Genomic DNA, 26,992 nt, shown 5'->3' with positions numbered 1-26,992 from the left:
GCCGGCGCAAGCGTTCAATACCCCATGCGCCAGCGGGGCTTGTCCGCAGGCTGTGGGGTGATCTGCGCGAGGCCAGAGCTTTCCATCAGCCGGGCGGCTTCTTCTGCCACCAGGCGCTCTTCAGCCGCACCTTTGACGGGCACGCGGCCCATTTCCAGAAACAGAGGTGCGGCAAGGGGGCTGACCCGGTCCAGGATCAGATGGTCAATACGGCCTTCCACGCGGTTTGCCATCTCTTCGATCCGGCCAAAATCCACAAAACCGCGCAAGGCCTCCTCGCGGGTGATATCGAGGAGCAGATGGTCCGGATCGTACTTTTGCAGCGTGTCATAGAGAATGTCTGAACTGAACGTCGCCTGTCGCCCGGATTTGCGTGCCGAAGGCGTGTTGCGCTGGATCAGCCCTGCTATCGTTGCACTGGCGCGAAACGTGCGCTTCATCACGGCGTTTCCGGCCAGCCAGGTGTCCAGACCATTTTGCAGCGCTGCCAGATCAAAGAGCGGGGCAGGATTCGTCACACGGTCCAGCCCCCAGATCAGGGTTGCATAATCCGTGGCGACAAAACCCAGCGGATTCAGCCCCAGCTCTTCCATACGTTTCGTCAGCAACAGCCCCAGCGTCTGCTGGCCATTGCGCCCGGCAAAGCCATAGACCACGGTCTGCTCCCGGCCATCATGGGCAAAGCTTTCGATCATGAGCCGACCGGGTTCTGGCAGACGACTGACACGACGCTGCAGAGCCAGCCAGTCGGCGGTATGTGCGGGCAGATCAGGCCAGGTTTCCTGTTGGAACATTTCCATGACCCGGGCGCTCAGCTGTGTAGAGGTGGCGAATTTAGTGCCTGCAAAGGTTGCGACTTTGGGCTTTTTCGCCGCATTGCGGCTGACCTCTACCGTCATTTCACGCAGCCCCTCGTAGCGGACGATCTGACCACCGATCAGAAAAGTGTCACCGGGGGTCAGCGAGGCGGCAAACCCCTCTTCGATCTCGCCCAGAGGTTTTCCGCCACGACTTCGCTTCAGTCTGACTTTGAGCGTATCGGTGTCCTGGATGGTGCCGGTATTCATGCGGATTTTCTGGGCGGCACGCGGGTCGCGCAACTGCCAGAGCCCATCGGCATTCTGCACAAGACGCTGCCACTGATCATAGACGCGCAGGGCGTATCCGCCCGTCGCGCAGAAATCGAGACATTCGTCAAACTGAGCGCGGCTGAGACCGGCGTAGGCGCCGACTGTTCTGACCTCATCAAAGAGAGCACCGGCGTCAAACGGGCCTGCACAGGCTGTGATCAGGATGTGCTGACACAGGACATCGCGCGGGCCCGGCCCGCGGGGATCACCGTCCAGCGTTCCGGCGCGAACTGCATCCAGTGCTGCCACGCATTCCACCACTTCAAAGCGGTTTGCCGGGACCAGCAGCGCCCTGGACGGCGCATTGTAACGGTGATTGGCGCGTCCGATACGCTGTACCAGGCGTTTGACGTTTTTCGGGGCGCCGATCTGGATGACCAGGTCGACATTCCCCCAGTCGATCCCAAGATCCAGGCTGCCGGTGCAGACAATGGCCCGCAGATCTCCGCGCACCATGGCGGCTTCGACCTTTTCGCGCTGCTGTCGGTCGAGAGAGCCATGGTGGATACCAATGGGCAGAGCGTCTTCGTTTGCGAGCCAGAGATTGTGAAAGAAAATCTCGGCCTGAGCACGGGTGTTGTGGAAAATAAGCGTCGTGTTATGCGCCCGTACCTGATCGAGCACAGCCGGGATAGCGTAGGCTGCATTTCCACCCGCCCAGGGTGGGGCCTCTTTCGTGCGCAGCATCGCAATATCGGGCGCGGGGCCAGGGTCGGCCAGCAAAATTGCACAGGGATCGGGGTGGCAGGCGAGCAGGTGGGCTATGGCCTTTGGATCGTCTACCGTTGCCGACAGCCCCACCCGGCGCAGATCAGGGCACAGCGTCTGCAACCGCCCCAGCGCCAGCATTAACTGGTCACCGCGCTTGCTTTCTGCCAGCGCGTGGATTTCGTCCACGATCACGCGTTTCAATCCGCGAAACATCTTTGGCGCGTCTTCGTAGCTGGTGAGCAGCGCCAGACTTTCCGGTGTAGTGAGCAGAATGTGCGGCGGATCTGCGCGCTGGCGTTTTTTGCGGCTGGCGGGGGTGTCCCCGGTGCGATCTTCGATGCGGATGGGCAGATCCATTTCCGTCACCGGCGTTGTCAGGTTGCGTTTGATGTCCGCGGCGAGGGCCTTGAGGGGTGAAACATAAAGGGTGTGCAACCCGTCGCGTGGGCTTTCTGCCAGGTCGGCCAGTGTGGGCAGAAAACCCGCAAGCGTTTTGCCGCCTCCGGTTGGTGCGATGAGCAAAAGCGCGGGGTCTGCCGCACGTTCGAGCATTGCCTGCTGATGCGGATGGACAGTCCAGCCGCGTTTTTCGAACCAGTCTGTGAAGGTTTTGGGCAGATCATGCATATCGATCAGAATAGCGCCTGACCGATTGGGGGCCAGCCCCCAAACCCCCGGGATATTTTCTGCCAGAAGAAGTCAGCCGCGGGGTTTCAGGGACCTGATAGCATCCCTGACCGATCGGGGCAGGGAGGTATCTGCGCCTGGTGGTGCGGCATCAAGAGCGCTGTCGATGTCCTTGATCAGGATGCCGATGGTGTTTTCCGGATCCATGCCGTCGTTGAAAAACTCGATGTCCTCCCCGCCGCTGGCAAACCAGTTCTGACCGGATGAGCTGTGGATCAGATTGAGAAGCTTTTTGTCGTCAAGCCCGGACGCCTGCGCCCAGTCGAGCACCAGGCGCGTCATGGCCGTGGAGGAGGCCGCGAGCAGGTTGTTGAGGACCTTGGCCTGCATACCCGCGCCGAATTCGCCCATAGGATGCAGCGTCGTGCCCATGGCCTGCAGCAATGGACGCACCGGTGCGATGTCATCCTCGGTGCCGCCCAGCATGAAGGTCAGCCGGGCTTCCCGGGCGGCGATCTGAGCGCCTGACATGGGCGCATCTGTCAGTGTGACGCCCTCCGGGACCAGATCGCGCAAGCCCGTCACGTAGACGGGGCTGAGGGTGGAGCAGATAAGAATGTGCTTCAGGCCGGGTATCGCGGCAAAACCCTGTGCGCCGAAGAGGACTTCGTGCGTCTGTGCGATGTCGCGAACCACCGTGATCAGGGTTGTCAGCCCCTCTGCGAAAGCCTGGGGGTCGGTTGTGATATGCGGATCATCCGTCTGCCGGACGTCAAATCCGCGGGCTTCAAATCCTGCGGAACGCAGGGCGGCGAGCATCGGAGCGCCCATTCTGCCACATCCGGCGAGGCCAATCATTTCACGATATGCTCGTCCCTGACGAACATGTTGGCCCAGGCCCGGTCAATCAGTTCAGGTGACATCTGATAGGGGATCCCTTCAAACTCGCAGATGGATATCATCTGATCGATCAGGAAGATCGGCTGGTAGTTCGCGTAGACATTGTCGATTTCCGGGTAACGAACCTTGAGCAGGTGAACGAGTGTTGCCTCATCCAGCGGCATTTTCCGCTTCTTGGCGACCATGGCAAAAATCTTGAGGAAGTTTTCCTGGTTTGGTCCGTCGATTTTGATCTTGAAGAAAATCCGGCGCAGGGCGGCTTGGTCAAAGATTTCATTTGGGTGAAAGTTGGTCGAAAAAATCACCAGTGTGTCAAAGGGGACCTCGAACTTTTCGCCCGATTGAAGGGCCAGAATATCCTTGCTTTCTTCCAGGGGAACAATCCAGCGGTTCACGATGCTTTGCGGGGGTTCTTTCTGGCGGCCAAGGTCGTCCACAATAAAGATACCGCCCGTGGATTTCAGCTGCAGTGGCGCCTGATAGGTGCGGGCGGTCGGATTGTAGACCAGATCAAGCATGTCGAGAGACAGCTCGCCACCGGTGATCACAGTCGGGCGTTCACACTTTACGTAGCGCTGGTCAAACGGGGTCGACCGGCGCAGTGAATTCGGGTTGTCTTCAACCTCTTCGGCGGCGGAATGCACGATAGGGTCATAAACCGTGATTACCTGACCGGCGTATTCAATCGCACGCGGCACAAAAACCTTATCCCCCAACGCATCGCGAATACCGTTGGAGATAGAGGATTTGCCGTTGCCCGGGGGGCCATACATCAGAATGGAACGTCCCGCTGAAACCGCCGGGCCCAGATGGCCAAGCAGGCTGTCGGGCAGTACCAGATGGCCCATTGCACCCGTCAGCTGGTCGCGCGTCACCTGCAGATTGCGGACCGACTGGCGTTTGACCTGTTCGCGGTACACGTCCAGGGGCACAGGCATGGCGCCGAAATATTCGGATTGCGCCAGAGCGTCGAGGGCACGGGCCTTGCCCTGGTCTGTCAGCTGATACCCCATCTCGTTGCCATTGTTGGCGTTCAGGGTGCCGGTGGCCTCGAGCAGACGCTGCGTTCTGGCCATATCGACCAGTTCCTGTGTAACCGATATCGGCAGACAGATGGCTTTGCTCAGATCGCTGACCATGTCCACGTTCTTGCGGAACATGGTTTTAAGCACGATATCGCGCATCATCACGAGGGGCAGACGCATGTCATCCAGCGTTCTGGGCGGCGGCGGAGACATCACGTTGGCGGTCTGCATGTTCATGGGCGGTTTCCCTTGCAATAGACTGGAGCCGGGCCGAGGCCCGCGCACAGTCTCGTCGGTAAAGGGAAAAAATGGCTTAATTCAGGCGCCATTGAGAGCAGCAAGGATCAGATAAAGGGCAAGCGTGGGGCCAAGAGCCAGCCCCATCGGAAACCGTTTGCCGGTCTCCCAGCTTTCCCAGTGTGGCGCCAGTCTGCGCAGGGGCGTTGCACGGGCCAGACGATGAGTACACCAGGCCGCAAGCAGCATCGCGGCAAAAAGCGCCAGCACGAGGCGCAGATCACCCAGGGCGACGTAAGGTGCTGATGCCGCGATGAATTTCGCGTCGCCGGCACCCATTGCGCCTCCTGCGTTCAGCACAATTCCAAGCACCAGCATGATGGCCAGCTGTGCCAGCTGCCAAAGATAAAGTTGCATGTCGGCCAGCAGAAACGGCCCCATGACCACGAAGACGCCGGTCAGAACCAGCACCGCCTTATTGGTAATCTTCATGCGCGCCAGATCTGTCCAGGCCACATAAAGACACAGCGGCAGGACAAATGGTAAAAACCACAGCGCTGCAAAGGACGACAAAGCCATAAGGATCAGCCGGAAGCAGTCTTGTTGTCGAGTGCCTCGAGGGCACGGACGGCGGGCTCAAAATACTGCGGGTGCGTTTCAATGGCGTCGCGCAGCAGTCCTTTGCCGGTGGAAACATCGCCGCGTTTGATGGCAGACAGACCCATCGTGTGCAGGAGCTGTGCGCGTTCAATCTGCGTCATCGGAATGACAGGCAGAGAATAGTCGCCCCGCGCACCGCGTGCGAGCACCAGATTGTTTTTAGCCGTGAAGAGCGTATCATCCTGGCGGATCGCTTCACCAAAAAGGCGCTCTGCGCCGCGGAAATCCCCGCGCGTCAGTTTGGAATACCCCCAGTTATTCATAACGTTGGCCGGGGTCGTCGTCAGGCCGGTCGCAATTTCATAAAAGCTGTCCGCACGGTCCCATTCCTTGTTGCTGTCAGCGACCATCGCTTCAAGCCGGTAGCGGCCGAATGTTTCATGAGTTGGCGGGATTGTATCGAGAACCGTCTCGGCCGTTGCCCAGTCCCCGGACCGGATCAGAGTATCTGCGCGGCTGACACTGTCTTCGGGCAGGCTGTCGGGGTGATCGGTGACCAGTTCCCATGCAGCCGCTGCCTCAGTGTACCGTTTTGCCCGGACATAAGACACAGCAAGACCCCGGCGGATATCGATGCGGTCCGGGCTTTCCTTGAGTGTACGGGAAAAATACGCCACGGCCTCGTTCGGGTCGGCCACGGTGAGCATAACGTCTGAGAGGTCAGTTTCGTCGATAACGTTGACGTCCTGGAAGGCCCGTTCAACTGTTTCGTCACCGCTGGGTGCACATGCTGCCATGGCAACGGTTCCCGCCAGAACGGCGGTCAAAGATAGGGGTCGGCGCATTTTTGCGTCCTTTTTCTGCTCTTGCCTCAGTCACGGTGCCGGTCGGATCGTGAATTCGCTTCTGCCCCGCCGCACCAATGCGTAGTCATTGTTGTTTGCCTGTGGATAATTTGTAGCAGAATTTTCGGAATTTGCGAGTGCTAAGCGCAGATTGTCCCGGATTGCGGCACTTTCGCCATTGTCCAGCGCAAAGGCCCTGCGGAAAAACTGTTCCGCCTCGGCGCCTTTTCCCGCCTCCATCAGGACCACACCCAGGTTGTTGAGGTCGGAGGGTTGCGCATCATCGCGACCTGCTGCGCGGCGCAGCAGCGTTTCCGCCTGTGACAGGCGGCCAAGTCCAAGGTTTGCAGTGCCGAGGCCAGACAGGATTTCGGTATCGATTTCGCCGCGATCCAGTGCAGCGCGGTTAAAGGATCTGATGGCGAGTTCGTATTCACCGGCGGCCAGCAAACGGTGACCCACCTCAACGCCGTCAACAGCATCGGCGCTGTAATCGACGCCGGGTGCGAAAACCGGATCGTCGGGTGTGGAAAAGCCGCCCGGAGTACAGGCGGCAAGACCGAGACTTGCGGTGACAATGGCGGCGGGCAGAACAGCCCGCCGGAACCGTTGAAACATCAGTTGACGCCCATATTCCCCAGTTGCGTGATACCATGCACCGACGGACCGACCAGAATGATCAGCAGTGGCGGAACGGTCAGCATCATTGTGGCGAGCGTCATCTTGGTTGGCAACTTGTTTGCGGCTTCCTCTGCGCGCATCACACGTTTATCGCGCATTTCCCCGGCATAGACCCGCAGGGCCTCGGCAATCGACGTGCCGAATGTCGCCGACTGAATGAGAACAGTCACAAATGAGGAGACGTCCTGCACGCCGCAGCGTTCACCCATGTCGTTCAGAACGGTGGTTTTGTCTTTACCTGCCTTCATTTCGTAGGCAACCACGTCGAATTCCTGCGCCAGTGCGGGGTATGAGGCATGCAGTTCACGTGCCACCCGAACAATACACTGGTCAAGCGACTGACCGGCTTCGACGCAGACAAGCATCATATCCAGGCTGTCGGGGAAACCGCGTGTGATTTCCTCTTTGCGAATCTCGACACGCCGGGTGACCCAATAGGTTGGGATGTAGTACCCGATAGCGCCGGGAATTATCGTATAGATCATCATCTTCTGGGTGCTGAAACCTTCGCCGCCACCCAGCAGGTTGAGGTACACAAACGCGAGGATCAGGCCCAGGATACCCAGCGCAAACTGTGCAAAATGGAAAAACCGGACTGCGTCCTTGCTCTGATACCCCGCCTGTCGCAGCTGCAACTGTTTCTTGCTCAGCTCCGCGACGTCCTTGGGTTCAAGGAAAGATGCGAACTTCTGAAGCTGTTCGTTGCGTTCCCCCTGGCGCAGACGCTTTTCGGGCGTCTTCTCCGCATTGGGGTTCTGGACAGAGCGCTTGAGCTTCTCCATCGGGTCTTCGGGTTGCGACAGCATCATTGCGACGGTCACAACCACCATGATCAGACCGACGGTGCCGAGCAGGATCATCGGGCCAAGTGGCCCAAGGATGTTCACGATTGTCTCGTTGAGGTTTGCAAAAATCTCCATCGTACCGGCTCCTTACACCTTGATGTCGGTCAGCACGCGCATGACCAGCAGGTTGAGGGCGAGGAAAATCCCCACAAAGAAACACGCCGGAATGAACATCGCATGATCCCGGACTTCGTCATAGTAATGCGGATCGGTCACGTTGATCACAATCAGCGCAACGATCGGAAAAGCGGACAGAAATTTGCCGGACCACTTCGCCTCGGCCGTAATGGCTTTGACGCGGCGGAACAGACGGAAGCGCGCGCGGATCACCTTGGCCAGACCTGCAAGAATTTCCGCCAGGTTACCACCGGACGTCTGCTGGATAGTCACCGCAACAGCGAGAAAGCGCAGATCCTGCATGTCCAGCCGTTCAGCCATTTCCTTGAGCGCATCGCCTACGTCGCGGCCATAAGCCGCCTCATCGGCGATCATGCCGAACTCGGAGGCCAGCGGGTCCTGAACTTCGCGCGCGACGATCTGGATGGCCGAGGAAAACGGATGTCCGACACGCAGCGAGCGCACCATCAGTTCAACCGCATCCGGCAACTGCTCCTCAATCATCGCAAGGCGCTTGTTGGCCTTGCTGGAAACCCAGAAATAGACGGCTCCGACTCCGATGCCGATGGCCATGACGACCCGGACGGGCAGGGAGGTCGCCGTGCCGACAGTCAGACCCAGAAAGGCGACGCCGGCCAGCCCGGCCATGATGACAATCAGCTGTTGAGGGGTGAAAGCAATCGCAGCTTTCTGCGCCTTTTCGCCCAGCATGGAGTAGAGTGGAATGGTCCGGCTCTTCATATGCTGCTGCATCTCTTTGCGCAGTTTCTCGAGCACTTCCTCGCGGCCGGCACCCTTGTCCAGCATTTCCAGACGGCGGTTTACGCGACTGTTGAGCGAGATCGATTTCCCAAAGGTGACAAGGTACAGACCTTCGACGATCACAAGAACGCCAATAAAGATCAATCCATAAATAATTGGTTCTGCAGACATTTTTCCTGATCCTTATTCGGCAGCGACAGGTTCATAGATGGTCGGCGGCAGATCATAGCCCCACATGCGGAAGCGTTCGGCATAAGCAGAACGCACACCCGTGGCGGTGAAATGGCCAATGATTTTGTTCTCAGGTGTGAGGCCCACACGCTGATAGCGGAAGATCTCCTGCATAGAGATCACCTCGCCTTCCATGCCCGTCACTTCTGTGATCGAGGTCATGCGACGTGAACCGTCCTGCAGGCGCGAGGCCTGCACAATGAGGTTCACAGCAGATGAGATCTGCGAACGCACCGCTTTCAGCGGCATTTCAATCCCGGCCATCGCGATCATGTTCTCCAGACGGGAGACGCCATCGCGGGCAGAGTTCGCGTGAATTGTGGTCATCGAACCGTCGTGGCCGGTGTTCATGGCCTGAAGCATATCGATGACTTCCTCACCACGCGTCTCACCCACGATGATGCGGTCAGGCCGCATCCGCAGGGCGTTTTTCAGACAGTCGCGGGGAGAGACCTCGCCTTTGCCCTCAACGTTTGGCGGGCGGCTTTCCATCCGGCCCACATGTGTCTGCTGAAGCTGAAGTTCCGCTGTATCCTCGATTGTCAGGATCCGCTCGGCGTTGTCGATAAAAGAGCTGAGCGCATTCAGCGTTGTTGTTTTACCGGAACCGGTACCGCCGGAGACAATAATGTTCAGCCGCGTGGCCACGGCCGCCTGCAGGTACGCGGCCATTTCTTCGGTGAAGGCACCGAAATTCACAAGATCATCAATGCCCAGCTTGTCTTTTTTGAACTTCCGGATCGATACCAGTGATCCGTCAACCGCGACAGGTGGCACCATCGCGTTGAAACGTGAGCCATCTTTGAGACGGGCGTCGACGTAAGGATTGGATTCGTCGACGCGGCGGCCCACGGCAGACACGATCTTGTCGATGATGCGCAACAGGTGACGTTCGTCTTTAAATGTTACGTCCGTGAGTTCGAGTTTGCCTTCGCGCTCGACAAATATCTGTTGCGGGCCGTTGACCAGAATGTCGTTGACTGTTTCATCCTGAAGAAGCGTTTCCAGAGGGCCGAGACCTGTCACCTCGTCATAGAGTTCTGACGTCAGCGTCTGACGGTCTTCGCGGTTCAGAACGATGCTGCGTTCTTCCAGGAATTCACTGGCAATAGCACTGATTTCCTGGCGCAGATCCTGTTCGCTGGCATGTTCCAGTGCCGACAGGTTCAGATTTTCAAGAAGAACGCGGTGCAGATCAAGCTTGATCTCTCCCATGCGTTCTTTGCGTTTGCGCTCTTTGTCCGCCGGTGCCACCTGGGCCGGTGCTGCCTGAGGCGCTTTGCGGGTTACGGTTGGCTGTGCCGCAGCGGGCTGTGCTGCGGGTGCGATACTGGTTACCTTGTCGTCTGGTCTGGCTGCAGGTGCAGCTGTCGCGGCAGACGGCTTTTTATACTTAGAAAACATGCACGTATTCCTTCAAAGGATCAGGCTGCCTGGACATCGGTTGATCCCAGTTCAAGAATTGAGATGGCCAGTTTCGAAATTTCCTTGCGCAGTGGGTTTTTGGGGGCAGAGACAGCCAGTGGCAGACCGTGATCTGCTCCCTGCGCGATCGGTTTTCCGCCATCGGGCATCAACAGATCGATGGAGATGCCCAGAGACTCAGCCATACGTTTGACCCGGCTTTTCCCAGAAAGGTCAGTGAACTTGGGCGCGCGGTTCATCACATACCGCAGCTTTTCAATAGGAAGCTCTTCGGATTGAAGCGCGCGCTTGAACCGCAACGTGTTCTGAGCCGAGCGCATGTCCATTTCAACGGTCGCAAAATAGATATGTGCGGCGTTCAGAACGGCCTCGGTCCATTGAACAAGCGTCGAGGGCATGTCGATCACCACATAGTCAAAGTGGCGTCGGGCCATTGTCAGAATGCGGTTCACGTCCTCCGATGACATCAGATCAAGCGGCAGCATGTCCGTCGGCGCGGTCAGAACCTGTAGTTTGTCCTCAAACGTCAGCAGCGACTGGCCGAAAATCTCGTCATCCATGCCTTCGGTATCTGAAAGCATGTCATAGACAACCTCGCGGCGCGGCAGATCGAGAAAGGTCGCAACAGCGCCGTACTGCAGATCAAGATCCAGCAGACAAACGCTCGGGCCGCCCTCTTTCTGTGCCGTCGCCAGTTCCCAGGCGAGATTTACGCCAAGAGTTGTGGCCCCTGTGCCGCCCGCAAGTCCGTGTACGACGATCACGGCGCCTTCCTTGTGACTGTCGGCCTGCAAAGCTGTTGCGGCGCTCGCGGCGGCAAGCTCGTCCGCAGCGCGGACGCGTTCGATGGCTTCTGCCAGTTCATTTTCGGGGAGCGGGTAGGGGACAAACTCATCCGCTCCCTGACGCAGAAGAGAATGGAGCGACGCGGGGGTCACATCCTCTGCGATCAGAATCACCTTTATTTTCTGGGCTTTGGCCTGGGTGATGATTTCACCCATCAGCGCAAGATCATCCTCGTCCGTTTCGTCCATGGCAAGGGCAATGAACTCAAGTGCCTGTGCTTCGGGCTGACCAAAAAATGCCAGTGCCTCTGCAAATCCCAGATCTCCCCAGTTTTCACCAAGGGCCTGTTCCATGTCCTCGATCAGCAGATCGAAGTTCTGTACATCCCGGCTGACCGTGCAGGCCACGATCAGTGATGTGTCGGGTTGTGGCATTGTGCTGCTCATTGCCTGGTCGTCCTTTTCGTTCAGGGGCAGTCAGAGAAAAGAACGGAAAAGAAAAGCCCGCTCCAGTGTATCTGCGACAGCCCCACCCGGCGGTTTCGCCGGGCATACGTGTCCCACTGGATGTAAAGTCGCAGCCAATCTGGGCGAGATTAGGGCTTAATCGGCCCAATTGTTGGGTATTGGGATACAATGTCCTGTCAGAATTGGGTTTGGTTACGGCTGCGCCAGGGCAGAAACGGTGATCGTTTCCACATAGAAAAAGGGCGAAACTCCGAGAGTTCCGCCCTGGTTCGAGGTATCGCGTGGCGTCTTGTTATTGTGCCACAGCGTCTTCGGTCGTTGCTTTTTGCGTCGCACTTTCCAGGTACTCGCTGTAGGTGACGAGGGCGTATTTGCCGTCAAGCTGACCCGAGCAGTGCACACGGTAGACCGGGCTGGACGCCGTGCTTGCCGGGTCAAGCACGACAATCGGATCCGCAGCAACACGGCCGTACTTGCCATAGCCCGAGCCTTTACATGTCTGTGCCAGCTGGTTGTGCAGGGTGGCGTTTCCAAAAACGCCGCCATTCAGTTCGCTGCCCGCCGGTGCGTCCGAGCAGGCCGCGAGCGCTGTCAGGCTCAGACCCAGGAAGATGGTGCGTGTTGTTGAAAAGTTCAGTTTCATCTGATCACTCCATCACGTAGCCGTAGGAACCGCTGAAGTCCTGTCTGGCGATTTCGCCTGCAGCGCCTCTTGTCGGTGCGTTAGCGTTCTGAACAACATTACCGTTCAGAAACAGATCCCGTTCGCTGGGTGGGCGGATGCGGTCCGTTGGCAGGGCCAGGGCCTCTCCGCGGGTCGGGGTTACGAGATGTGCGGTTATGATGATGACCAGTTCGGTCTGGCTGCGCTGGTATTCCGAAGACCGGAAAAGTGCTCCGAGAACAGGCACATCACCGAGCCATGGTACCTGGCTGTTCGCATCCGTAAAGTCATCCTGAAGCAGACCCGCGATTGCAAAGCTCTCGCCGTCGCGCATTTCAACCGTTGTGGCCGTTTCGCGGCGGGTAAAGGCATCGATCTCGATCCCGCCACCCAGCGAAACACCGTTGGCAGTGTCGAGCGAGGAAACAGCTGCGGAAAGCTGCAGGTTGATCAGGTCACCGTCAACAACGCGCGGCACAAAGTTCAGCTCAATACCGAAGGGTTTGAAGTCAACGCTTATTGTGTCGCTGTCCTGTGCCACGGGCACCGGATATTCACCGCCAGCTAGGAAGTTCGCTTCCTGACCGGAAAGAGCGACCAGGTTAGGCTCGGCAAGAAACCGTACCGCGCCTTTGCGCTCAAGTGCTTCCAGAAGCAGGCCAACCTGTGTTGAGCCAAGGTTAAAGCCGAAGGTGACGGCGCCCTGGCTGTCGCCACCTGTTGGAACCAGGCCGCCTGTTATGCCCGCGACGCCACCGGCCAGAAGCCCGGCACCGGTCGCAGCCTGGCTCGCATTACTTCCGCCGTTGTTGACGGCCAGAGAAGCGCTGAGTGATTTGGAAACGCTGCGGTTCATTTCGGCAAAGCGGACTTTCAGCATGACCTGCTGAACACCGCCGACCGACATCAGGTTTGACACGCGGTCAGGCGCATAGCGTGCGGCCAGTTCGATGGCGCGCGAAAGCTTTTGCGCACTGGAGACCGTCCCGGACAGTACGATGCCGTCGTTGGCCGTGCGGACTTCGATGCGTTCACCCGGAAGGATCTGCTGAAGCCGTTCTTTGAATTCCGTGATGTCCGGCGCGACCCGGACCTCGACATTTGTGATCAGCTGACCAGCTGCATCGAGCAGGGTCAGTGTTGTCATGCCAGGTGATTTACCCAGCACGTAGATGCTGCGATCCGACAGAGACGAGATATCTGCAATGCCGGGATTGGCGATGCTGAGCTCGGCAAAGGGGATTTCACTTTCGACAACGACTGCGCGGTTCATCGACACGTTCAGCGTCGAGTTCGTTTCCTTAGCAACCACGCGGAGTGTTTCAGCGCTGGCCGCAGTTGGCGCAATCAAGGCCATTGGACTCGCGCTGATCGTCAGCCCGAGAAGGGCCGCTTTCACTATTTCATAAATTTTCATGTGACCTGCCCTTTATGATCACGCCTCAGTTCCGGGTCTTTTTCGCCCGCGTGGGATAACTGTGCCCGCATTTTGATTTTTTTTCAATAATCAATGGGTTCTACAGGTCTCTTTATGTGGGTAATTTACAACACGCCAATAAAAAACGGGCACCGTGCGAAAGCGCGATGCCCGTTTAAGCTATTGGATTTGCTTTAGTTTGTGCAGGGGATCTGGATGGAAACCACTTCAGCGCCGCGACGGGTTCGGATGGAGCAGACCTTGGCCTGAGGTGCTGCAACTTTGGGAGCCGCAACCGTCAGACCGAGCAGGGAGACCTGATCAACCTCAATTTCAGCAACCTCTGTGTCATCGCCCGCACCGACCAGCGACAGCGAGAGATTTCCGGTTGATTGCGCCTGCGCAAGGGCCGCGACCTGCTCAGGCGTGGCCTGAACCGTCACTGTGCGCGCGATACGTGCACCGCCGCGCAACTCATCATCAATCTGGTCAACCGCGATCAGGCGGACTTTGGTTTCAATCAGACGCGTGATTTCTTCGCGTCCGCCACCCTGATCAACAGATCCTGTCCAGTAAACGTCAACTTTGTCGCCTGGGCGCAGGAAGCCTGACACGCCGCTGGCCACATCAACGCGGATGGCAAAGGCACGTGTACCTTTCTCCAGCCGTGTGGTCAGGCCGATGTCCTCGCCAGGCTCTGTGATCTTGACCGCCATCAGCGCTTCGCCGGGCTCCATGGCGCGAATGATCAGACGTGGTTCCTCGACGTCCTCTGGAAACAGTACGTCGATATCAGTGAAGGTGCCTTTGGGAATTGCACTGGTTGGCCAGCGTACGCTGCGTACGTCGGACTTTTCCAGAACATCTCCGTATTTCAACGGGTTCTTAGCCACATAGACCAGTTTGGTCGGCACGATCTGCCGTTGCTTGTCTTTGGCGGCGGCCAGTTCGGCCTGATACTGACCGATATAGCCTTTCGCCATATATACAGCTCCGCCCGCAAGCCCAACGCCGGCAAGAAGCACTAAACCGAAAATCATTCGCATTGTGTTACCTCGTAATTCCCATGTGCCTCACCGACTGGCAGGACAGAAGATTCCTAAGCTGTTTCTGGCTGTGGATTGTGGCAATTTCAGGATCAGCGCATGTCTCAAGAGGGGCGTTTTATCCAATCCAGCAACAATCCGATCCTATGGTTAAGCCTTTCCTGGCGGGGCTTATGCCCAAAAACAATAAAAGCGGCACATCGCTGTGCCGCTTTGGAAACTCCGCTGATGTGCTCCGGCTCAGCCGGGCTCGTAGTCAGAGAGATATCCCTCAGTTTGTTCGGTCAGGTTCGAAGACCCGCCTCTCAGTTCGACAACAAGCAGAGTGGAAAGGCCCACAACCGCCGCCGTCAGAACAACCCAGTCAACAGTTACAGCCCCGGCCTCGTCTTTCTTGAATTTTTTCAATGCTCTGAACATTGGATGACGCTTTCTGATTAATGATTGGTCGGGTAAAAAAGGGCCGCCTTCTGCTTGCAGAACGCGGCCCCGATATCGCAGGTCAGACCGTAAACCTTATGCTCAGGTCAGACCCTGATAGGATCAGGTACCACCAGTTTAGTCGGTGGTGCCGGTTGTTCCTGTTGTGCCGGTTGTTCCTGTTGTGCCGGTTGTGCCAGTCGTACCACCTGCAGCAGGCGCATCCTGGTTGGGGTCCTGCGTGTCAAGGAACGCGCCGGTGTTGTCTGTAAGGCGTGTCGCGCCGTCTTCGATGGACTGGTATGCGGCAACCGCCAGACCAACAACCGCGGCTGTCAGAACAACCCAGTCAACTGTTACGGCACCGTCTTCGTCTTTGCGGAAGTTTTTGATAAATTTCATCATGGCATGTCCCTCCAAAGGATCATTGAGATTTTACTGTTTAAACCGCGCCGTCCTCGTGACCGTTCTCTCTCATGTGGTCTGTCCGACTTGGTATGCAGCTATATAGCCGGGGGATTGGGGCATGAATTTGACCGCAAATGTGACTTTTGCAGTGGGTCGGGAAAAAACGGCCTGAAAATCTTTAAGCCGTTCATAAACAACATTTTTTATTTTCAGGTATCGTAAGAAGTGGTTCCAAAACCCCCTGAATGTGGCAGAATCGCCGTGATACCGGCAAGGATTCACTGGTTTGACCGCCGGTTCTCTGCGAGAGTGCTGCGCAATAATGCGGTAAAACAATCGCCGGGCGGTATATATGAAAAATCTGATGATCTGCGGGTGTACCGCGGTGTTTCTGGCGGCTGTGCCGGTCGCGGCCGAGGGGCCAGCACCTTTTCCTGAGTTTGAAGCAAAGAGGGTCGGTGTACCAAAAGTGGGTGCCAAACGCATTACGGTACAGATTGATCCTGCCGAGCAGTTCTTTGCGCCGCCACCATTTCCGACACCGGCGGGTGATGCTCCGGAAGCCAGCGCAGCCTCTGTCGGTGCCTATGGATGGTTCTGGGACAGAGTATCGCCAGAGATATTCGCCGCAGGTCCGGGGCGTCTGGAACAGGCAATGAACGTTATCGAGGGCACGGGTGGTATTCCGCAACCGCGGTTACAGCACCTGCAGGCCATTGCGCGCAGTAACGGCATCGACATTCTCAAATCGACGGTGGGCACGCAGGTATCGCCAGCGCTTGTACTTGCTCTGATCTCGGTGGAGTCTTCAGGAAAAACGGATGCGGTCAGTCATGCGGGCGCTCAGGGCCTCATGCAGCTTATGCCAGCAACAGCAGAGCGGTTTGGTGTGCGGGACCGGTCGGTGCCGTCGCAGAATATTTCGGGCGGTGTGAAGTATCTGGACTGGCTGATGTCAGAATTCGGAGGTGATCCGATCCTTGTCCTGGCCGGATACAATGCGGGCGAGGGGGCAGTGCGCAGGCATGCGGGCGTGCCACCCTATGAAGAAACCCGCAACTACGTGCCCAAAGTGCTTGCGGCTTTTCAGGTCGCGCGCGGGCTGTGCCTGACGCCGCCCGAGCTGGTGTCCGATGGCTGCGTCTTTGCGGGGCTCAACTGACGGTCGATCGCGCGCAGACCTGCATTACACGTTAAATACGTCGCTCCATTCCGGATGCCTGCGCCGTTGCGCGTTTACAAAGGGACACAGCGGTACGATTCTGAACCCTTCCGCACGCGCATCAGCAACGAGCTGTTTCACCAGGGCCAGACCAGCGCCCGTTCCACGCAGGGCAACGGGAACCCCGGTGTGATCGGCAATGACGGTTTGCGCGGACAGTACAGAGTAAGTCAGATCGGCTTCATGCCCGTCAGAGACAAGAACATAGCGGCCCTTGCTGCCTTCGGTTTCCCGCGTGATGTCGAATTCAGACAATCGTGGCCTGTGTGGCGGCGCGCAGTTCTTCCTCTGTTACGCCGTCGGCCGTCTCAACAATCGACAGCCCGCCCTCGACAACATCGAGCACACCCAGATTTGTAATAATCCGGTCCACAACGCCTTTGCCGGTCAGGGGCAGGGTGCATTCGCGCAGAACCTTGCTGTCACCGTGTTTGTTCGTGTGGTCCATCACAACAACCACGCGACCCACACCAGCAACAAGATCCATCGCCCCGCCCATGCCTTTGACCAGCTTGCCAGGGATCATCCAGTTCGCGAGATCTCCGTTCTCGGCCACTTCCATGGCGCCCAGGATGGCCATGGCGATTTTGCCACCACGGATCATGCCAAAGCTCTGGGCGGAATCAAAATAGGCTGTCTGGGGCAATTCGGTGATCGTCTGCTTGCCCGCATTGATCAGGTCCGGGTCCTCGGTGCCTTCGATCGGGAAAGGGCCCATGCCCAGCATACCGTTTTCCGACTGAAGCGTCACTTCGATGCCTTCAGGGATGTAGTTGCTGACCAGGGTCGGGATGCCGATACCCAGGTTTACATACCAGCCGTCTTCAAGTTCTTTGGCGGCACGTGCCGCCATCTGATTGCGATCCCAGGGCATTGTAGTCCTATTCTGTAAGTGAAGCGCCTGCCGGCACGTCTATTGTCACGAAACTGCCGGCGGCACCGCGCCCGAGCTGGAGCGTTCCCTCCAGCCCTTCAATCAGGCCGTTGATGATACGACCGCCAACTGTTGTATCAGACGGCCACTGCATTTCTTTGGGGATCCCGATGCCGTCGTCAGAGATAATCACCCGCAGACCGCCTGCACTCAGCTGCGACATTCTGATTTCGACCAGTCCCATGTCCAGCCGGTCAAAGGCGTGCTGGAAGGCATTGGTCAGCAGTTCCGAAACCACCAGACCCACGCGGGTTGCAACTTCGATCGGCACTTCTGCGGGTTCGATCTGAATGTTCATGCGCACGCCTGACCGGCCCATCGTATGAGAGATCGCACAGGCCAGGCGCGAGACAAAGCTCCCCATCTGAATCGAGCCCCGGTTAGACTGCGTGTCCGCCAGCTTCATTTCTTCATAGAGAAGTTGCAGCGTTTCGATCCGCCGGCTCAAAGCGGCAAAGTCATCCGGAACAGAGGTCGCGCCGGACTGCTGCCGGATCATGCTGATGATCATGGACAGGTCGGACTGCACCCGGTTCTGCACTTCCATCAGTTGTTCGTTGATCGCATCCGCATCCGGGCTGCGCTCGCCTTTGCGCAACTCTTTCTGGATACCCATGAAGTACTGTGTGTTGCCCTCAGTGTCGCTGATCGGCGAGACGACCAGACGATTGATAAACGGCGCGCCATTGGCACGGTAGTTCACGATATCAACGGCAACGGTTTCTTCGGCCTCGATCCCGGCGCGCAGCAAATCGACCGAAGTCTTGTCCGTGTCTTCGCCCTGCAGAAACCGGCAGTTGCGACCAATAATGGCGCTGCGCGCATAGCCCGAGACCCGTGTGAAGGCCTGGTTCACATAGACAATGGGGTTGTCCTTGAGATGCGGGTTGGTGATGACAATTGACACCTGAGCCCGGCTGAACCCGTCGAATCCGCTGTCATCAAACGGCAGCGAAGTGTCTGCGCTTTCTGATCTTTGAATTGTGTCTGCCATAACTCTTGCCAGCCTCAGGCCGCCCGCGTCGTGCGCTGTTCAATGCGCTTTTCATGTTCGCCCTGGATCAGGCGGTGCACGTAGATACCGGGCAGGTGGATACTGTCCGGATCCAGCGACCCAGTCGGGACAATCTCTTCAACTTCTGCAACGCAGACCTTGCCACACATCGCCGCGGGCGGGTTGAAATTGCGGGCTGTCTTTCGGAACACGAGGTTACCGGTTGCATCCGCTTTCCACGCTTTCACGATGCTCAGGTCCGCAAAGATGCCACGCTCAAGGATATAGGTCTCACCGTCGAAATCCTTGTGCTCTTTGCCCTCGGCGATCACGGTGCCAACGCCGGTTTTGGTGTAAAAACCCGGGATGCCACATCCTGCGGCGCGCATACGCTCTGCCAGAGTGCCCTGCGGGTTGAACTCAAGTTCCAGTTCGCCCGACAGATACTGGCGCATGAATTCCGCGTTCTCGCCCACATATGAGCTGATCATTTTTTTGACCTGACGCGTCTGCAGCAATATCCCGATGCCAAAGTCATCAACGCCTGCGTTGTTTGATGCAAAAGTCAGGTCTTTGGTGCCCGCATCGCGTATCGCCGAAAGCAGCAGTTCCGGAATGCCGCAGAGCCCGAAACCGCCCGCTGCAATGGTCATGCCATCATGCAATACCCCATCCAGCGCCTCTGACGCTGATCCGTATACTTTCTTCATCTTGCTTCCTTAAACTCGGGTGGCTGGCCCGATTTGTGCAGTGATGTTTGTCCGCTGTCAATTATATCTGACAGGACGTTCACCGAGTATACCGCAGGTTGAGGGGCGGCGCAAAGGACTTTCCCCTGCGCTCCCTGTGGCCGACTCGTATGGTGGGATCAGCCAGCCTTTTTGGCGGCGGTCTTTTTCGCGGCGGTCTTTTTCTTTGGCGCGGCTTTGTTGCGACCCTTGCCCTTCTTGGCGGCTTTCGCTTCGATCAGCTCAAGAGCAAATTCCATCGTGACGCCGTCCGGTTCCGTTTCCTTTGGCAGGGTTGCGTTGACCTTTTCCCATTTCACGTAGGGTCCGTACTTACCTTCCATGATGGCTACGACGCCGCCATGGTCGGGATGTTCACCCAGCTCGCGCAGGATTTTCGCTGCTGCACCACGGCCACCACGGCTGGCAACTTTCTCAGCCAGCAGCTGAACGGCGCGGTTCATGCCGACGGTCCAGACCTCGTCAATGCTTTCCAGGTTCGCATTGGTGCCGCCGCGTTCCGACGTGGAGGCCGCGTGTTTGAGATAGGGGCCATACCGGCCGATATTCGCCCATACCGGGACGCTGTCTTCGGGGTGCAGCCCGATCTCGCGGGGCAGAGACAAAAGTTTCAGCGCCTGTTCGAGATCGACATTCTCGGGCGGCCAGTCTTTGGGGATCGATTGCCGTGGGGGTTTCTTGTTGTCATCCGTCACTTCGCCGCGCTGGACGTAGGGCCCGAACCGGCCCTTAAAGGCATAGATCTTGTCATCCGCGTCCTCACCCAGAAGCTTGCCCTCGGGCGGGATACCGCTGTCGTCCTCTTCGCCGGGCGGGCCGAAAGCGCGCGTATAACGGCATTCAGGATAGTTGGAGCAGCCGATAAAGGCACCGCCCGAACGGGCTGTCCGCATTGACAGACGTCCCGCCCCGCAGTTGGGGCAAAGGCGTGGATCGGTGCCGTCCTCGTTGGCTGGGAAAAGGTGCGGTTCCAGCACCTCGTTGATCTTTTCCAGAACTTCGGTAATCCGCAGATCGGATGTCTCGGCGATCGCGGCCGAGAAATCGCGCCAGAAACGCCGCAGTACTTCTTTGTAGTCGGCGTCCCCCGCGCTGACATTGTCGAGCTGGTCCTCCAGATCGGCAGTAAAATCATAGCCGACGTACTTGCGGAAATAATTCTCCAGAAAGGCGGTAACCAGCCTTCCTTTGTCCTCCGGGATCAGACGGTTTTTGTCTTTGCGAACGTATTCGCGATCCTGAATTGTCGTGACAATGCTGGCATAGGTGGACGGCCTGCCGATGCCCAGCTCTTCCATACGTTTTACCAGCGTGGCCTCGGTATAGCGGGGGGGCGGCTGGGTGAAATGCTGCTCGGGCGTAACGGACCGTTTGTCCATCGGATCGCCCTGGTCGATCTGGGGAAGACGCTTGTCATCCTCGTCTACCACGTCATCGCGGCCTTCTTCGTAGACACGCAGAAAACCGTCAAAGAGCACGACCTGGCCGGTGGCACGCATCACGACCTGTCCGTCGTCACTGCCGACGTCAACTGTCGTGCGTTCCATTCTGGCGGCTTCCATCTGGCAGGCCAGCGTGCGCTTCCAGATCAGATCGTAGAGCTTGCGCTGATCCGCGTCGGATGTTTTCAGATCGTCGGCTTTGACCATCATGTCGGTGGGCCGCACGCATTCATGGGCCTCCTGGGCATTTTTGGCTTTGTTTTTGTAAATGCGCGGGGTGGAGGGCACGTATTCGCCGCCGTAGAGGGTTTTGATGGCCTCACGCGCCGCTGTTACGGCCTCGGGCGCCATGTCGATACCATCGGTACGCATGTAGGTGATGTAGCCTGCCTCATAAAGGCGCTGTGCGGTACTCATCGTCTGGCGCGCGCCCATCCCGAATTTGCGGCTTGCTTCCTGCTGCAGCGTCGAGGTCATAAAGGGTGCGGCCGGGTTGCGGTTAGCTGGCTTTGCCTCGACCGACTTTACCGTCAGATCGCGGCTGGTGATGGCCTGTACCGCCATTTCGGCCTGCGTTTCATTGGTGATGTCGAAGCGGTCGAGCTTTTTGCCGGCCAGAACGGTCAGCCGGGCCTCGAATTCCTGACCGCGGGGGGTCGCAAGCATCGCCCTGACCGACCAGTATTCCCGGGCGCGGAACGCCTCAATCTCCATTTCACGCTCGACAATCAGGCGCAGTGTTACGGATTGGACGCGCCCGGCAGATTTAGCGCCCGGCAGCTTGCGCCACAACACCGGGCTCAGATTGAACCCAACGAGATAGTCCAGTGCGCGCCGCGCCAGATATGCCTCGACAAGTGGCATATCGACCTGGCGCGGGTTCTGCATCGCTTCGGTGACAGCAGATTTTGTGATGGCATTGAACACAACCCGGCTTACAGGCGTGTCTTTTTTAATCGACTTGCGCTTGGTCAGGGCCTCCTGAAGGTGCCAGCTGATCGCTTCGCCTTCTCTGTCGGGGTCCGTCGCGAGAATCAGAGCGTTGTCGTCCTTGAGCGCATCCGCGATAGCCTTGACGTGTTTTTTGCTGTCGGAGCCCACTTCCCAGAGCATCTCGAACTCCTGGTCCGGGTCGACAGAACCGTCTTTGGGAGGCAGGTCGCGCACGTGCCCGTAAGAGGCCAGAACAGTGTAGTTATCCCCCAGATAGGTGTTGATGGTCTTGGCTTTTGCTGGGGATTCGACGACGACAACCGGCATGTAACGGAGTACCTCTGAGCGAAAATTTCATGGTTCTATGGCCACCCCAGAGGTGGTGTGCAAGTAAATTATGTCAATCGGTGATATTTAGACCTGCAGGACTGGGGCGCTGTTTTCTGCCGCCGGGCCTGTATGCTGCCGATTGAGAAGGCACTCCTTAACATTCTGATATTGAATTGGAATTTTGTTTTCCAGCAAGCGCATCGGAAAAAACGACCTGTACAATGAGTAGCTACACCCGCGAGATCCAGGCGAGATCCGCGTCCGAAACTTTCATTTGGTCCGCACCAGCAAGCCGCCGGACTGCCGCGCAATGCGTCCTTCAAGCTCAAGCTCCAGCAGCACCGGGGCGGCATCATGTGTGCCCACAGCAAGGTCCCGGATCAGCTGGTCCTCGGCAATGGGAGAGGGGCTGAGCCGGTCCAGAATCTGCTGGTGCAGCGCTGCAACCCGGAGCAGCGGTGTATCAGGTTTCTGTATTTCGGTCACTTTTTTTCTGGGGGTGGGTTTTTGGGATCGGTTGCGCGAGGGCGGCGGTGCGATCGGCGACATGGCTTCGATTACGTCAGCGGCAGAGCGCACGAGCACGGCGCCATCCCGTATCAGTTGATTGCAGCCCGCCGCGCGCGCATCAAAAGGGTTTCCGGGCACGGCAAGCACATCCCGTCCCTGGTCCAGCGCGTCGCGCGCTGTAATGAGGCTGCCGGATTTGGCGGCCGCCTCGACCACGATGGTCGCCCGGCTGAGGCCGGAGATGATGCGGTTGCGGCTGGGGAAATGGCGGGCGATGGGCCGCAGACCCATGGGCTGTTCGGAGATCAGCAATCCCTCGCCGGCAATATCGCCGGCGAGCGTCTTGTTTTCGGAGGGGTATATGACGTCGACGCCGCCGGCGAGAACGGCAATCGTACCGGTTTCCAATGCGGCACGATGTGCAGCAGTATCAATGCCCCGGGCAAGACCGGAAACCACTGTATTGCCAGCCTGTCCGAGCTCGCGTGCCAGTGCGGTTGCCATACGAACGCCAAGCGAGGATGCGTTGCGCGCGCCCACAAGCGAGATCATCGGACTGTGCAGCAGTTCTGCTTCGCCGATGATCCAGAGGAAGGGCGGTGCGTCTTCGATCTGGGCAAGCGTGTCAGGGTAAGAGGGTGTGCCCAGCATCACCAGGCGCGCGCCGGCTTTTCGTGCGGCATTCAGTTCTGATTGGATAACAGCCTCTGGACAGACTTCGTACTCATGAACGCCGGCGGCACGCGCTACCTCAGGCAGCGCGGCCAGCGCGTTCTGCGCAGTGCCGTGTTCAGTCAGCAGTCGTTTATACGTCGTTACGCCAACCCGGCGGGAGCGCAAAAGACGGAGCCGGGAAAACTGTTCATCTTCCGAGGTGGGTGGGAGTGGGGGGTGAATGGAAGAAGGAAACAAGTCCTTGTCAGTCATCCTCAGCTCCGTCCGTTGCAGAATCAGAATTAAACTGAGTTGGTTAACAACGTATGAATATTGAGGGTGCCACGTCCTCGCTATTTATGGGGAAGTACCGCCGACAGGCCTCTGTTCAGGAGGCCGATCCACCAACCGTAAGCCCTCCGATCATCAGGGTTGGCTGGCCCACGCCGACTGGAACCCACTGGCCTGCTTTGCCGCAATTACCCATCCCAGGATCCAGCGCCATGTCGTTGCCAATGCCCCGGATGTGTTTCAGTGCAGTAGCCCCGTCACCGATCAGTGTGGCGCCTTTTACGGGCGCTCCTACTTTACCGTCCTGCACGCGATAAGCCTCTGTGCAGGAGAAAACGAATTTGCCGTTGGTGATATCAACCTGCCCGCCGCCGAAGCCCACGGCGTATATCCCGTCTTTGAGGTCGCTCACGATATCCTGCGGGTCGCTGTTTCCGCCCAGCATATAGGTGTTGGTCATCCGCGGCATGGGGGCATGCGCATAGCTCTCGCGACGTCCGTTGCCGGTGGCCGGAACGCCCATAAGGCGCGCATTCTGGCGGTCCTGCATGTACCCGACCAGAACGCCGTCCTCGATCAGCGTGTTGCGTGCGGACGGTGTGCCTTCATCGTCGATGGTGATTGATCCCCGCCGGTCCGGAATGGTGCCATCATCCAGCACCGTGACCCCCTTGCTTGCGATCTGCTGCCCCATCAGGCCCGCAAACGCAGAGGAGCCTTTGCGGTTAAAGTCACCTTCCAGCCCGTGCCCTATCGCCTCATGCAACAGAATGCCGGGCCAACCCGGACCAAGGACAACATCCATGACACCGGCAGGCGCCGGAACCGCGTCCAGATTGACCACCGCCACGCGCAGCGCTTCGCGGGCTTTGGCCTGCCAGTCTGCAGGATCAAGCAACCCGTCCAGCCCGACCCGTCCACCACCGCCTGCTGATCCGGATTCGCGACGGCCGTTCTGTTCGACGATGACCGAGACATTGACCCGCGTCATCGGGCGCACGTCGCGCAAAGACTGCCCGTCGGGGCGCAGAATTTCGATCTCCTGAATGCTGGCGGCGATGTTTGCAGACACCTGGACGACGCGCGGATCAAGTTCCCGCACAAAGCTGTCGATCTCGCGCAGCGTCTCGACCTTGACCGGAAAGGCGGCTCCGGCAATCGGGTCTGCGTCCGTGTAAAGCCGCCTGTTTGTGGGATTGGGTGCGTCAGCCCAGGTGCCACCACCATCGCCAACGGCCAGACGCGCGGTTTCGGATGCACGCCTGAGCGCAGCTTCGGTGATTTCTGTGGAATGGGCGTATCCGGCCACTTCTCCGCGCACGGCCCGAAGGCCAAAGCCCTGGCCCGCATCGTAGTTGGCGTTTTTCAGTCGCCCATCGTCAAAAACCAGTGATTCCGACCGGCGGCGTTCCAGAAACAATTCCCCGTCATCTGCGCCCGCGGTGGCTTCGCGCAGAACGGCAAGTGCCGCGTGGCGGTCCACAGAGTCCTCGAATGGGGAAAACGGGGTATCGGTCATCAGGTGAATCCTCTGCGCTGGCGGCATAAATCTTGGGTCAGCGTCTGTTTGACGCAAGCATGACACTTTATCTCAGCTAAAGAATATGATTGTAAGGGCGACGAAAACAACGGGAGGAATGGCCACGGCGTCTGATCCTCCCGACAATGCGCAACAATGATCCAGCGATCAGCCAAAGATCAGGACGAAAAATGAAAAACCTCCTAAGTTTGACCGGCCTTGTTGCCGGGTTTGCAGCCACTGCCGCGCAGGCGCAGGATAATCTTGAGATTATCGGCCGTCCGGTAGACGGAGAGACCGGCTTCCAGCCCGCAGTAACAGAGCTTGCGCGCGATATTCACACGCTTGACTGGATGATCTTGGTTATCATCACGCTGATCACCCTCTTCGTGACTGGCCTGATCGCCTCGGTGGCCATCCGCTACAACGCGAAAAAGAACCCTGAACCTGCGAAATTCACGCATCACACACCTGTAGAGGTGGCCTGGACAGTCGTGCCGATCGTCATTCTGGTGTTTATCGGTGCGTTCTCGCTGCCGATTCTGTTCAAGCAGCAGGAAATCCCCGAGGCCGACCTGACCATCAAGGTGACAGGGTATCAGTGGTACTGGGATTACGAATATGTGGATGAAGGGTTTGAATTCTCGTCCTACATGATCGGCTCGCCCGCAACCGGGGGCGATAACTCCAAATCACCCGAAACCATCGCGATGCTGGAAGAGGCGGGCTATTCGGAAGAGGAATTCCTGCTGGCAACCGACACATCCGTAGTGGTGCCCGTCAACAAAACCGTTGTAATGCAGGTGACTGCGGGTGACGTAATTCACTCCTGGACCATCCCTGCCTTTGGCGTGAAGCAGGATGCTGTTCCCGGGCGCCTCGCAGAGCTGTGGTTCAAGGCGGAGCAGGAAGGCATCTATTTCGGTCAGTGCTCGGAGCTTTGCGGCCTGAACCACGCTTATATGCCAATCACCGTGAAAGTCGTCTCCGAGGAGGCCTATGCCGCCTGGCTGGCAGAAGCGCGTGAGGAATACGCCGGCATCCCGCAACCACGGGTCCTGGCATCCAGGTAATGCGATGGGGCAGCCCCGCGCGCTGCCCCATCGGTTTTTCAGGCTGAGGCAATGACATGTCTGACGTAAGCTACAATACGCCAACGGGTGAATACGACACGCAGCTGGGTGACTATTTTGCGCTGCTCAAGCCGCGTGTGATGTCGCTTGTGGTCTTCACGGCGCTGGTCGGTCTGCTGGCGGCGCCCGTGGCTGTTCACCCGGTCATTGCTTTTGCCTCTATTCTGTTTGTTGCCATCGGGGCCGGGGCCTCCGGTGCCCTGAACATGTGGTGGGACGCCGACATCGACGCGGTGATGCGCCGCACTGCCAAACGTCCGATCCCTTCTGGCCGTGTTCCGGCAGGCGAAGCACTGTCGCTGGGTCTGGCGCTGTCGGGGCTGTCGGTGATGATGCTGGCGCTGTCGGCGAACCTGCTGGCCGCGGGACTGCTGGCCTTTACGATCTTCTTTTACGCCGTGGTCTATTCCATGTGGCTCAAACGCTCGACGCCGCAGAACATTGTTATCGGTGGCGCCGCAGGGGCCTTTCCGCCGGTGATCGGCTGGGTCATTGCGACGGGGAGTTTTTCCATCGAAGCATGGCTGATGTTCGCGCTGATTTTCATGTGGACACCGCCGCACTTCTGGGCGCTCGCGCTCTTTATGAAGTCGGACTACGATGATGCAGATGTGCCGATGCTGACCGTAACGCACGGCCGTAGATCCACCCGTCTGCACATCATCGCCTACACCGTGCTGCTGGCCGTGCTGGCCGTTGGAACAGGGTTTACGGCCATTGGTGGCCCACTTTATCTGGCGGTGGCGGTGGTGCTGAATGTGCTGTTCCTCAAGGGTGCCGTCGAAATCTGGCGCAGGCCTGAAGAAACCGCACTTGCGGATGATTACCGGACGGAGAAGAAATTCTTCCGCCTCTCTTTGTGGTATCTCTTTGCTCATTTCGGTGCGATCCTGATCGAAGCAGCGCTGAGACCTTTCGGGCTGGGGGGCTGGTAACC

The 26,992-nt window shown here is 58.2% G+C and carries 25 protein-coding genes; 3 read left to right on the top strand and 22 right to left on the bottom strand.

Annotated features, from left to right (window positions below):
* Positions 1–14: 14 nt before the first annotated feature.
* The 15 genes from Q1A34_RS05960 to Q1A34_RS05890 form a co-directional block, all read right to left on the bottom strand.
* The gene (locus tag Q1A34_RS05960) at positions 15–2,468 is read right to left on the bottom strand and encodes a ligase-associated DNA damage response DEXH box helicase (RefSeq protein ID WP_300031984.1); all 2,454 of its coding nucleotides are present in this window, start codon (positions 2,466–2,468) and stop codon (positions 15–17) included.
* A gap of 72 nt (positions 2,469–2,540) precedes the next feature.
* The gene (locus Q1A34_RS05955) at positions 2,541–3,326 is read right to left on the bottom strand and encodes an NAD(P)-binding domain-containing protein (RefSeq protein WP_300031983.1); all 786 of its coding nucleotides are present in this window, start codon (positions 3,324–3,326) and stop codon (positions 2,541–2,543) included.
* The gene (locus Q1A34_RS05950; RefSeq protein WP_300031982.1) at positions 3,323–4,630 is read right to left on the bottom strand and encodes an ATPase; all 1,308 of its coding nucleotides are present in this window, start codon (positions 4,628–4,630) and stop codon (positions 3,323–3,325) included. Before Q1A34_RS05950 ends, Q1A34_RS05955 begins: the two co-directional genes overlap by 4 nt.
* 81 nt (positions 4,631–4,711) lie before the next feature.
* Positions 4,712–5,209: a prepilin peptidase gene (locus Q1A34_RS05945; protein ID WP_300031980.1), complete on the bottom strand. Its 498-nt coding sequence runs from the start codon at positions 5,207–5,209 to the stop codon at positions 4,712–4,714.
* A gap of 5 nt (positions 5,210–5,214) precedes the next feature.
* Positions 5,215–6,075: a tetratricopeptide repeat protein gene (locus Q1A34_RS05940; RefSeq protein ID WP_300031978.1), complete on the bottom strand. Its 861-nt coding sequence runs from the start codon at positions 6,073–6,075 to the stop codon at positions 5,215–5,217.
* A 30-nt stretch (positions 6,076–6,105) separates the two neighbouring features.
* On the bottom strand, positions 6,106–6,693 hold the full coding sequence (locus Q1A34_RS05935) for a tetratricopeptide repeat protein (RefSeq protein WP_300031976.1): 588 nt from the start codon (positions 6,691–6,693) through the stop codon (positions 6,106–6,108).
* Positions 6,693–7,676: a type II secretion system F family protein gene (locus tag Q1A34_RS05930; protein WP_300031974.1), complete on the bottom strand. Its 984-nt coding sequence runs from the start codon at positions 7,674–7,676 to the stop codon at positions 6,693–6,695. The genes Q1A34_RS05935 and Q1A34_RS05930 overlap by 1 nt, the downstream gene beginning before the upstream one ends.
* Before the next feature lie 12 nt (positions 7,677–7,688).
* Complete coding sequence (locus Q1A34_RS05925; protein ID WP_300031972.1) at positions 7,689–8,651, bottom strand: type II secretion system F family protein; 963 nt, start codon at positions 8,649–8,651, stop codon at positions 7,689–7,691.
* 12 nt (positions 8,652–8,663) lie between these two features.
* Entirely contained in the window at positions 8,664–10,115 is a 1,452-nt protein-coding gene (locus Q1A34_RS05920) for a CpaF family protein (protein ID WP_300031970.1), read from the bottom strand.
* Positions 10,116–10,135: 20 nt separating this feature from the next.
* Positions 10,136–11,368, bottom strand: a complete 1,233-nt coding sequence (locus tag Q1A34_RS05915; protein ID WP_300031968.1) for an AAA family ATPase — start codon at positions 11,366–11,368, stop codon at positions 10,136–10,138.
* A gap of 313 nt (positions 11,369–11,681) precedes the next feature.
* A complete protein-coding gene (locus Q1A34_RS05910; RefSeq protein WP_300031966.1) occupies positions 11,682–12,032 on the bottom strand; it encodes a hypothetical protein in 351 nt (116 codons plus the stop codon).
* Positions 12,033–12,036: 4 nt separating this feature from the next.
* Positions 12,037–13,470, bottom strand: a complete 1,434-nt coding sequence (locus Q1A34_RS05905) for a type II and III secretion system protein family protein (protein WP_300031964.1) — start codon at positions 13,468–13,470, stop codon at positions 12,037–12,039.
* Between the two features lie 194 nt (positions 13,471–13,664).
* Complete coding sequence (cpaB, locus tag Q1A34_RS05900; RefSeq protein ID WP_300031962.1) at positions 13,665–14,516, bottom strand: Flp pilus assembly protein CpaB; 852 nt, start codon at positions 14,514–14,516, stop codon at positions 13,665–13,667.
* Positions 14,517–14,756: 240 nt separating this feature from the next.
* Positions 14,757–14,936 carry a hypothetical protein gene (locus tag Q1A34_RS05895; protein WP_300031960.1) on the bottom strand — a complete coding sequence of 60 codons (180 nt, stop codon included), beginning with the start codon at positions 14,934–14,936 and terminating at the stop codon, positions 14,757–14,759.
* A 138-nt stretch (positions 14,937–15,074) separates the two neighbouring features.
* Positions 15,075–15,338 (bottom strand): hypothetical protein, encoded by a 264-nt coding sequence (locus tag Q1A34_RS05890; RefSeq protein ID WP_300032369.1) that lies wholly within the window; start codon positions 15,336–15,338, stop codon positions 15,075–15,077.
* A gap of 358 nt (positions 15,339–15,696) precedes the next feature.
* Between Q1A34_RS05890 and Q1A34_RS05885 the strand changes: the two genes are divergently transcribed.
* Positions 15,697–16,506, top strand: coding sequence for a lytic transglycosylase domain-containing protein (locus Q1A34_RS05885; protein WP_300031958.1), 810 nt, complete (start codon positions 15,697–15,699; stop codon positions 16,504–16,506).
* 24 nt (positions 16,507–16,530) lie between these two features.
* On the opposite strand, the gene Q1A34_RS05880 is transcribed toward Q1A34_RS05885, so the two are convergent.
* From Q1A34_RS05880 to tldD, 7 genes are all read right to left on the bottom strand, one after another.
* Entirely contained in the window at positions 16,531–16,821 is a 291-nt protein-coding gene (locus tag Q1A34_RS05880) for a GNAT family N-acetyltransferase (RefSeq protein WP_300031956.1), read from the bottom strand.
* On the bottom strand, positions 16,814–17,440 hold the full coding sequence (locus tag Q1A34_RS05875) for a 3-oxoacid CoA-transferase subunit B (protein WP_300031954.1): 627 nt from the start codon (positions 17,438–17,440) through the stop codon (positions 16,814–16,816). Before Q1A34_RS05875 ends, Q1A34_RS05880 begins: the two co-directional genes overlap by 8 nt.
* A 7-nt stretch (positions 17,441–17,447) precedes the next feature.
* Entirely contained in the window at positions 17,448–18,494 is a 1,047-nt protein-coding gene (locus Q1A34_RS05870; RefSeq protein WP_300031952.1) for a PAS domain-containing protein, read from the bottom strand.
* A gap of 14 nt (positions 18,495–18,508) precedes the next feature.
* Positions 18,509–19,204 carry a CoA transferase subunit A gene (locus Q1A34_RS05865; protein ID WP_300031950.1) on the bottom strand — a complete coding sequence of 232 codons (696 nt, stop codon included), beginning with the start codon at positions 19,202–19,204 and terminating at the stop codon, positions 18,509–18,511.
* Between the two features lie 158 nt (positions 19,205–19,362).
* Positions 19,363–21,945: a type I DNA topoisomerase gene (topA, locus tag Q1A34_RS05860; protein ID WP_300031948.1), complete on the bottom strand. Its 2,583-nt coding sequence runs from the start codon at positions 21,943–21,945 to the stop codon at positions 19,363–19,365.
* 273 nt (positions 21,946–22,218) lie between these two features.
* Complete coding sequence (dprA, locus tag Q1A34_RS05855) at positions 22,219–23,385, bottom strand: DNA-processing protein DprA (RefSeq protein WP_300031946.1); 1,167 nt, start codon at positions 23,383–23,385, stop codon at positions 22,219–22,221.
* Between the two features lie 115 nt (positions 23,386–23,500).
* Positions 23,501–24,922 (bottom strand): metalloprotease TldD, encoded by a 1,422-nt coding sequence (gene tldD, locus Q1A34_RS05850; protein ID WP_300031944.1) that lies wholly within the window; start codon positions 24,920–24,922, stop codon positions 23,501–23,503.
* A 191-nt stretch (positions 24,923–25,113) separates the two neighbouring features.
* Between tldD and coxB the strand changes: the two genes are divergently transcribed.
* Positions 25,114–25,995 carry a cytochrome c oxidase subunit II gene (gene coxB, locus Q1A34_RS05845; RefSeq protein WP_300031942.1) on the top strand — a complete coding sequence of 294 codons (882 nt, stop codon included), beginning with the start codon at positions 25,114–25,116 and terminating at the stop codon, positions 25,993–25,995.
* Positions 25,996–26,051: 56 nt separating this feature from the next.
* Positions 26,052–26,990 carry a heme o synthase gene (gene cyoE / locus Q1A34_RS05840; RefSeq protein WP_300031940.1) on the top strand — a complete coding sequence of 313 codons (939 nt, stop codon included), beginning with the start codon at positions 26,052–26,054 and terminating at the stop codon, positions 26,988–26,990.
* Positions 26,991–26,992: the final 2 nt, after the last annotated feature.

The sequence above is a fragment of the uncultured Roseobacter sp. genome, from assembly GCF_947491795.1.
Taxonomy (GTDB): Bacteria; Pseudomonadota; Alphaproteobacteria; order Rhodobacterales; family Rhodobacteraceae; genus Roseobacter.
This window is presented reverse-complemented; position numbering and strand designations above follow the sequence as displayed.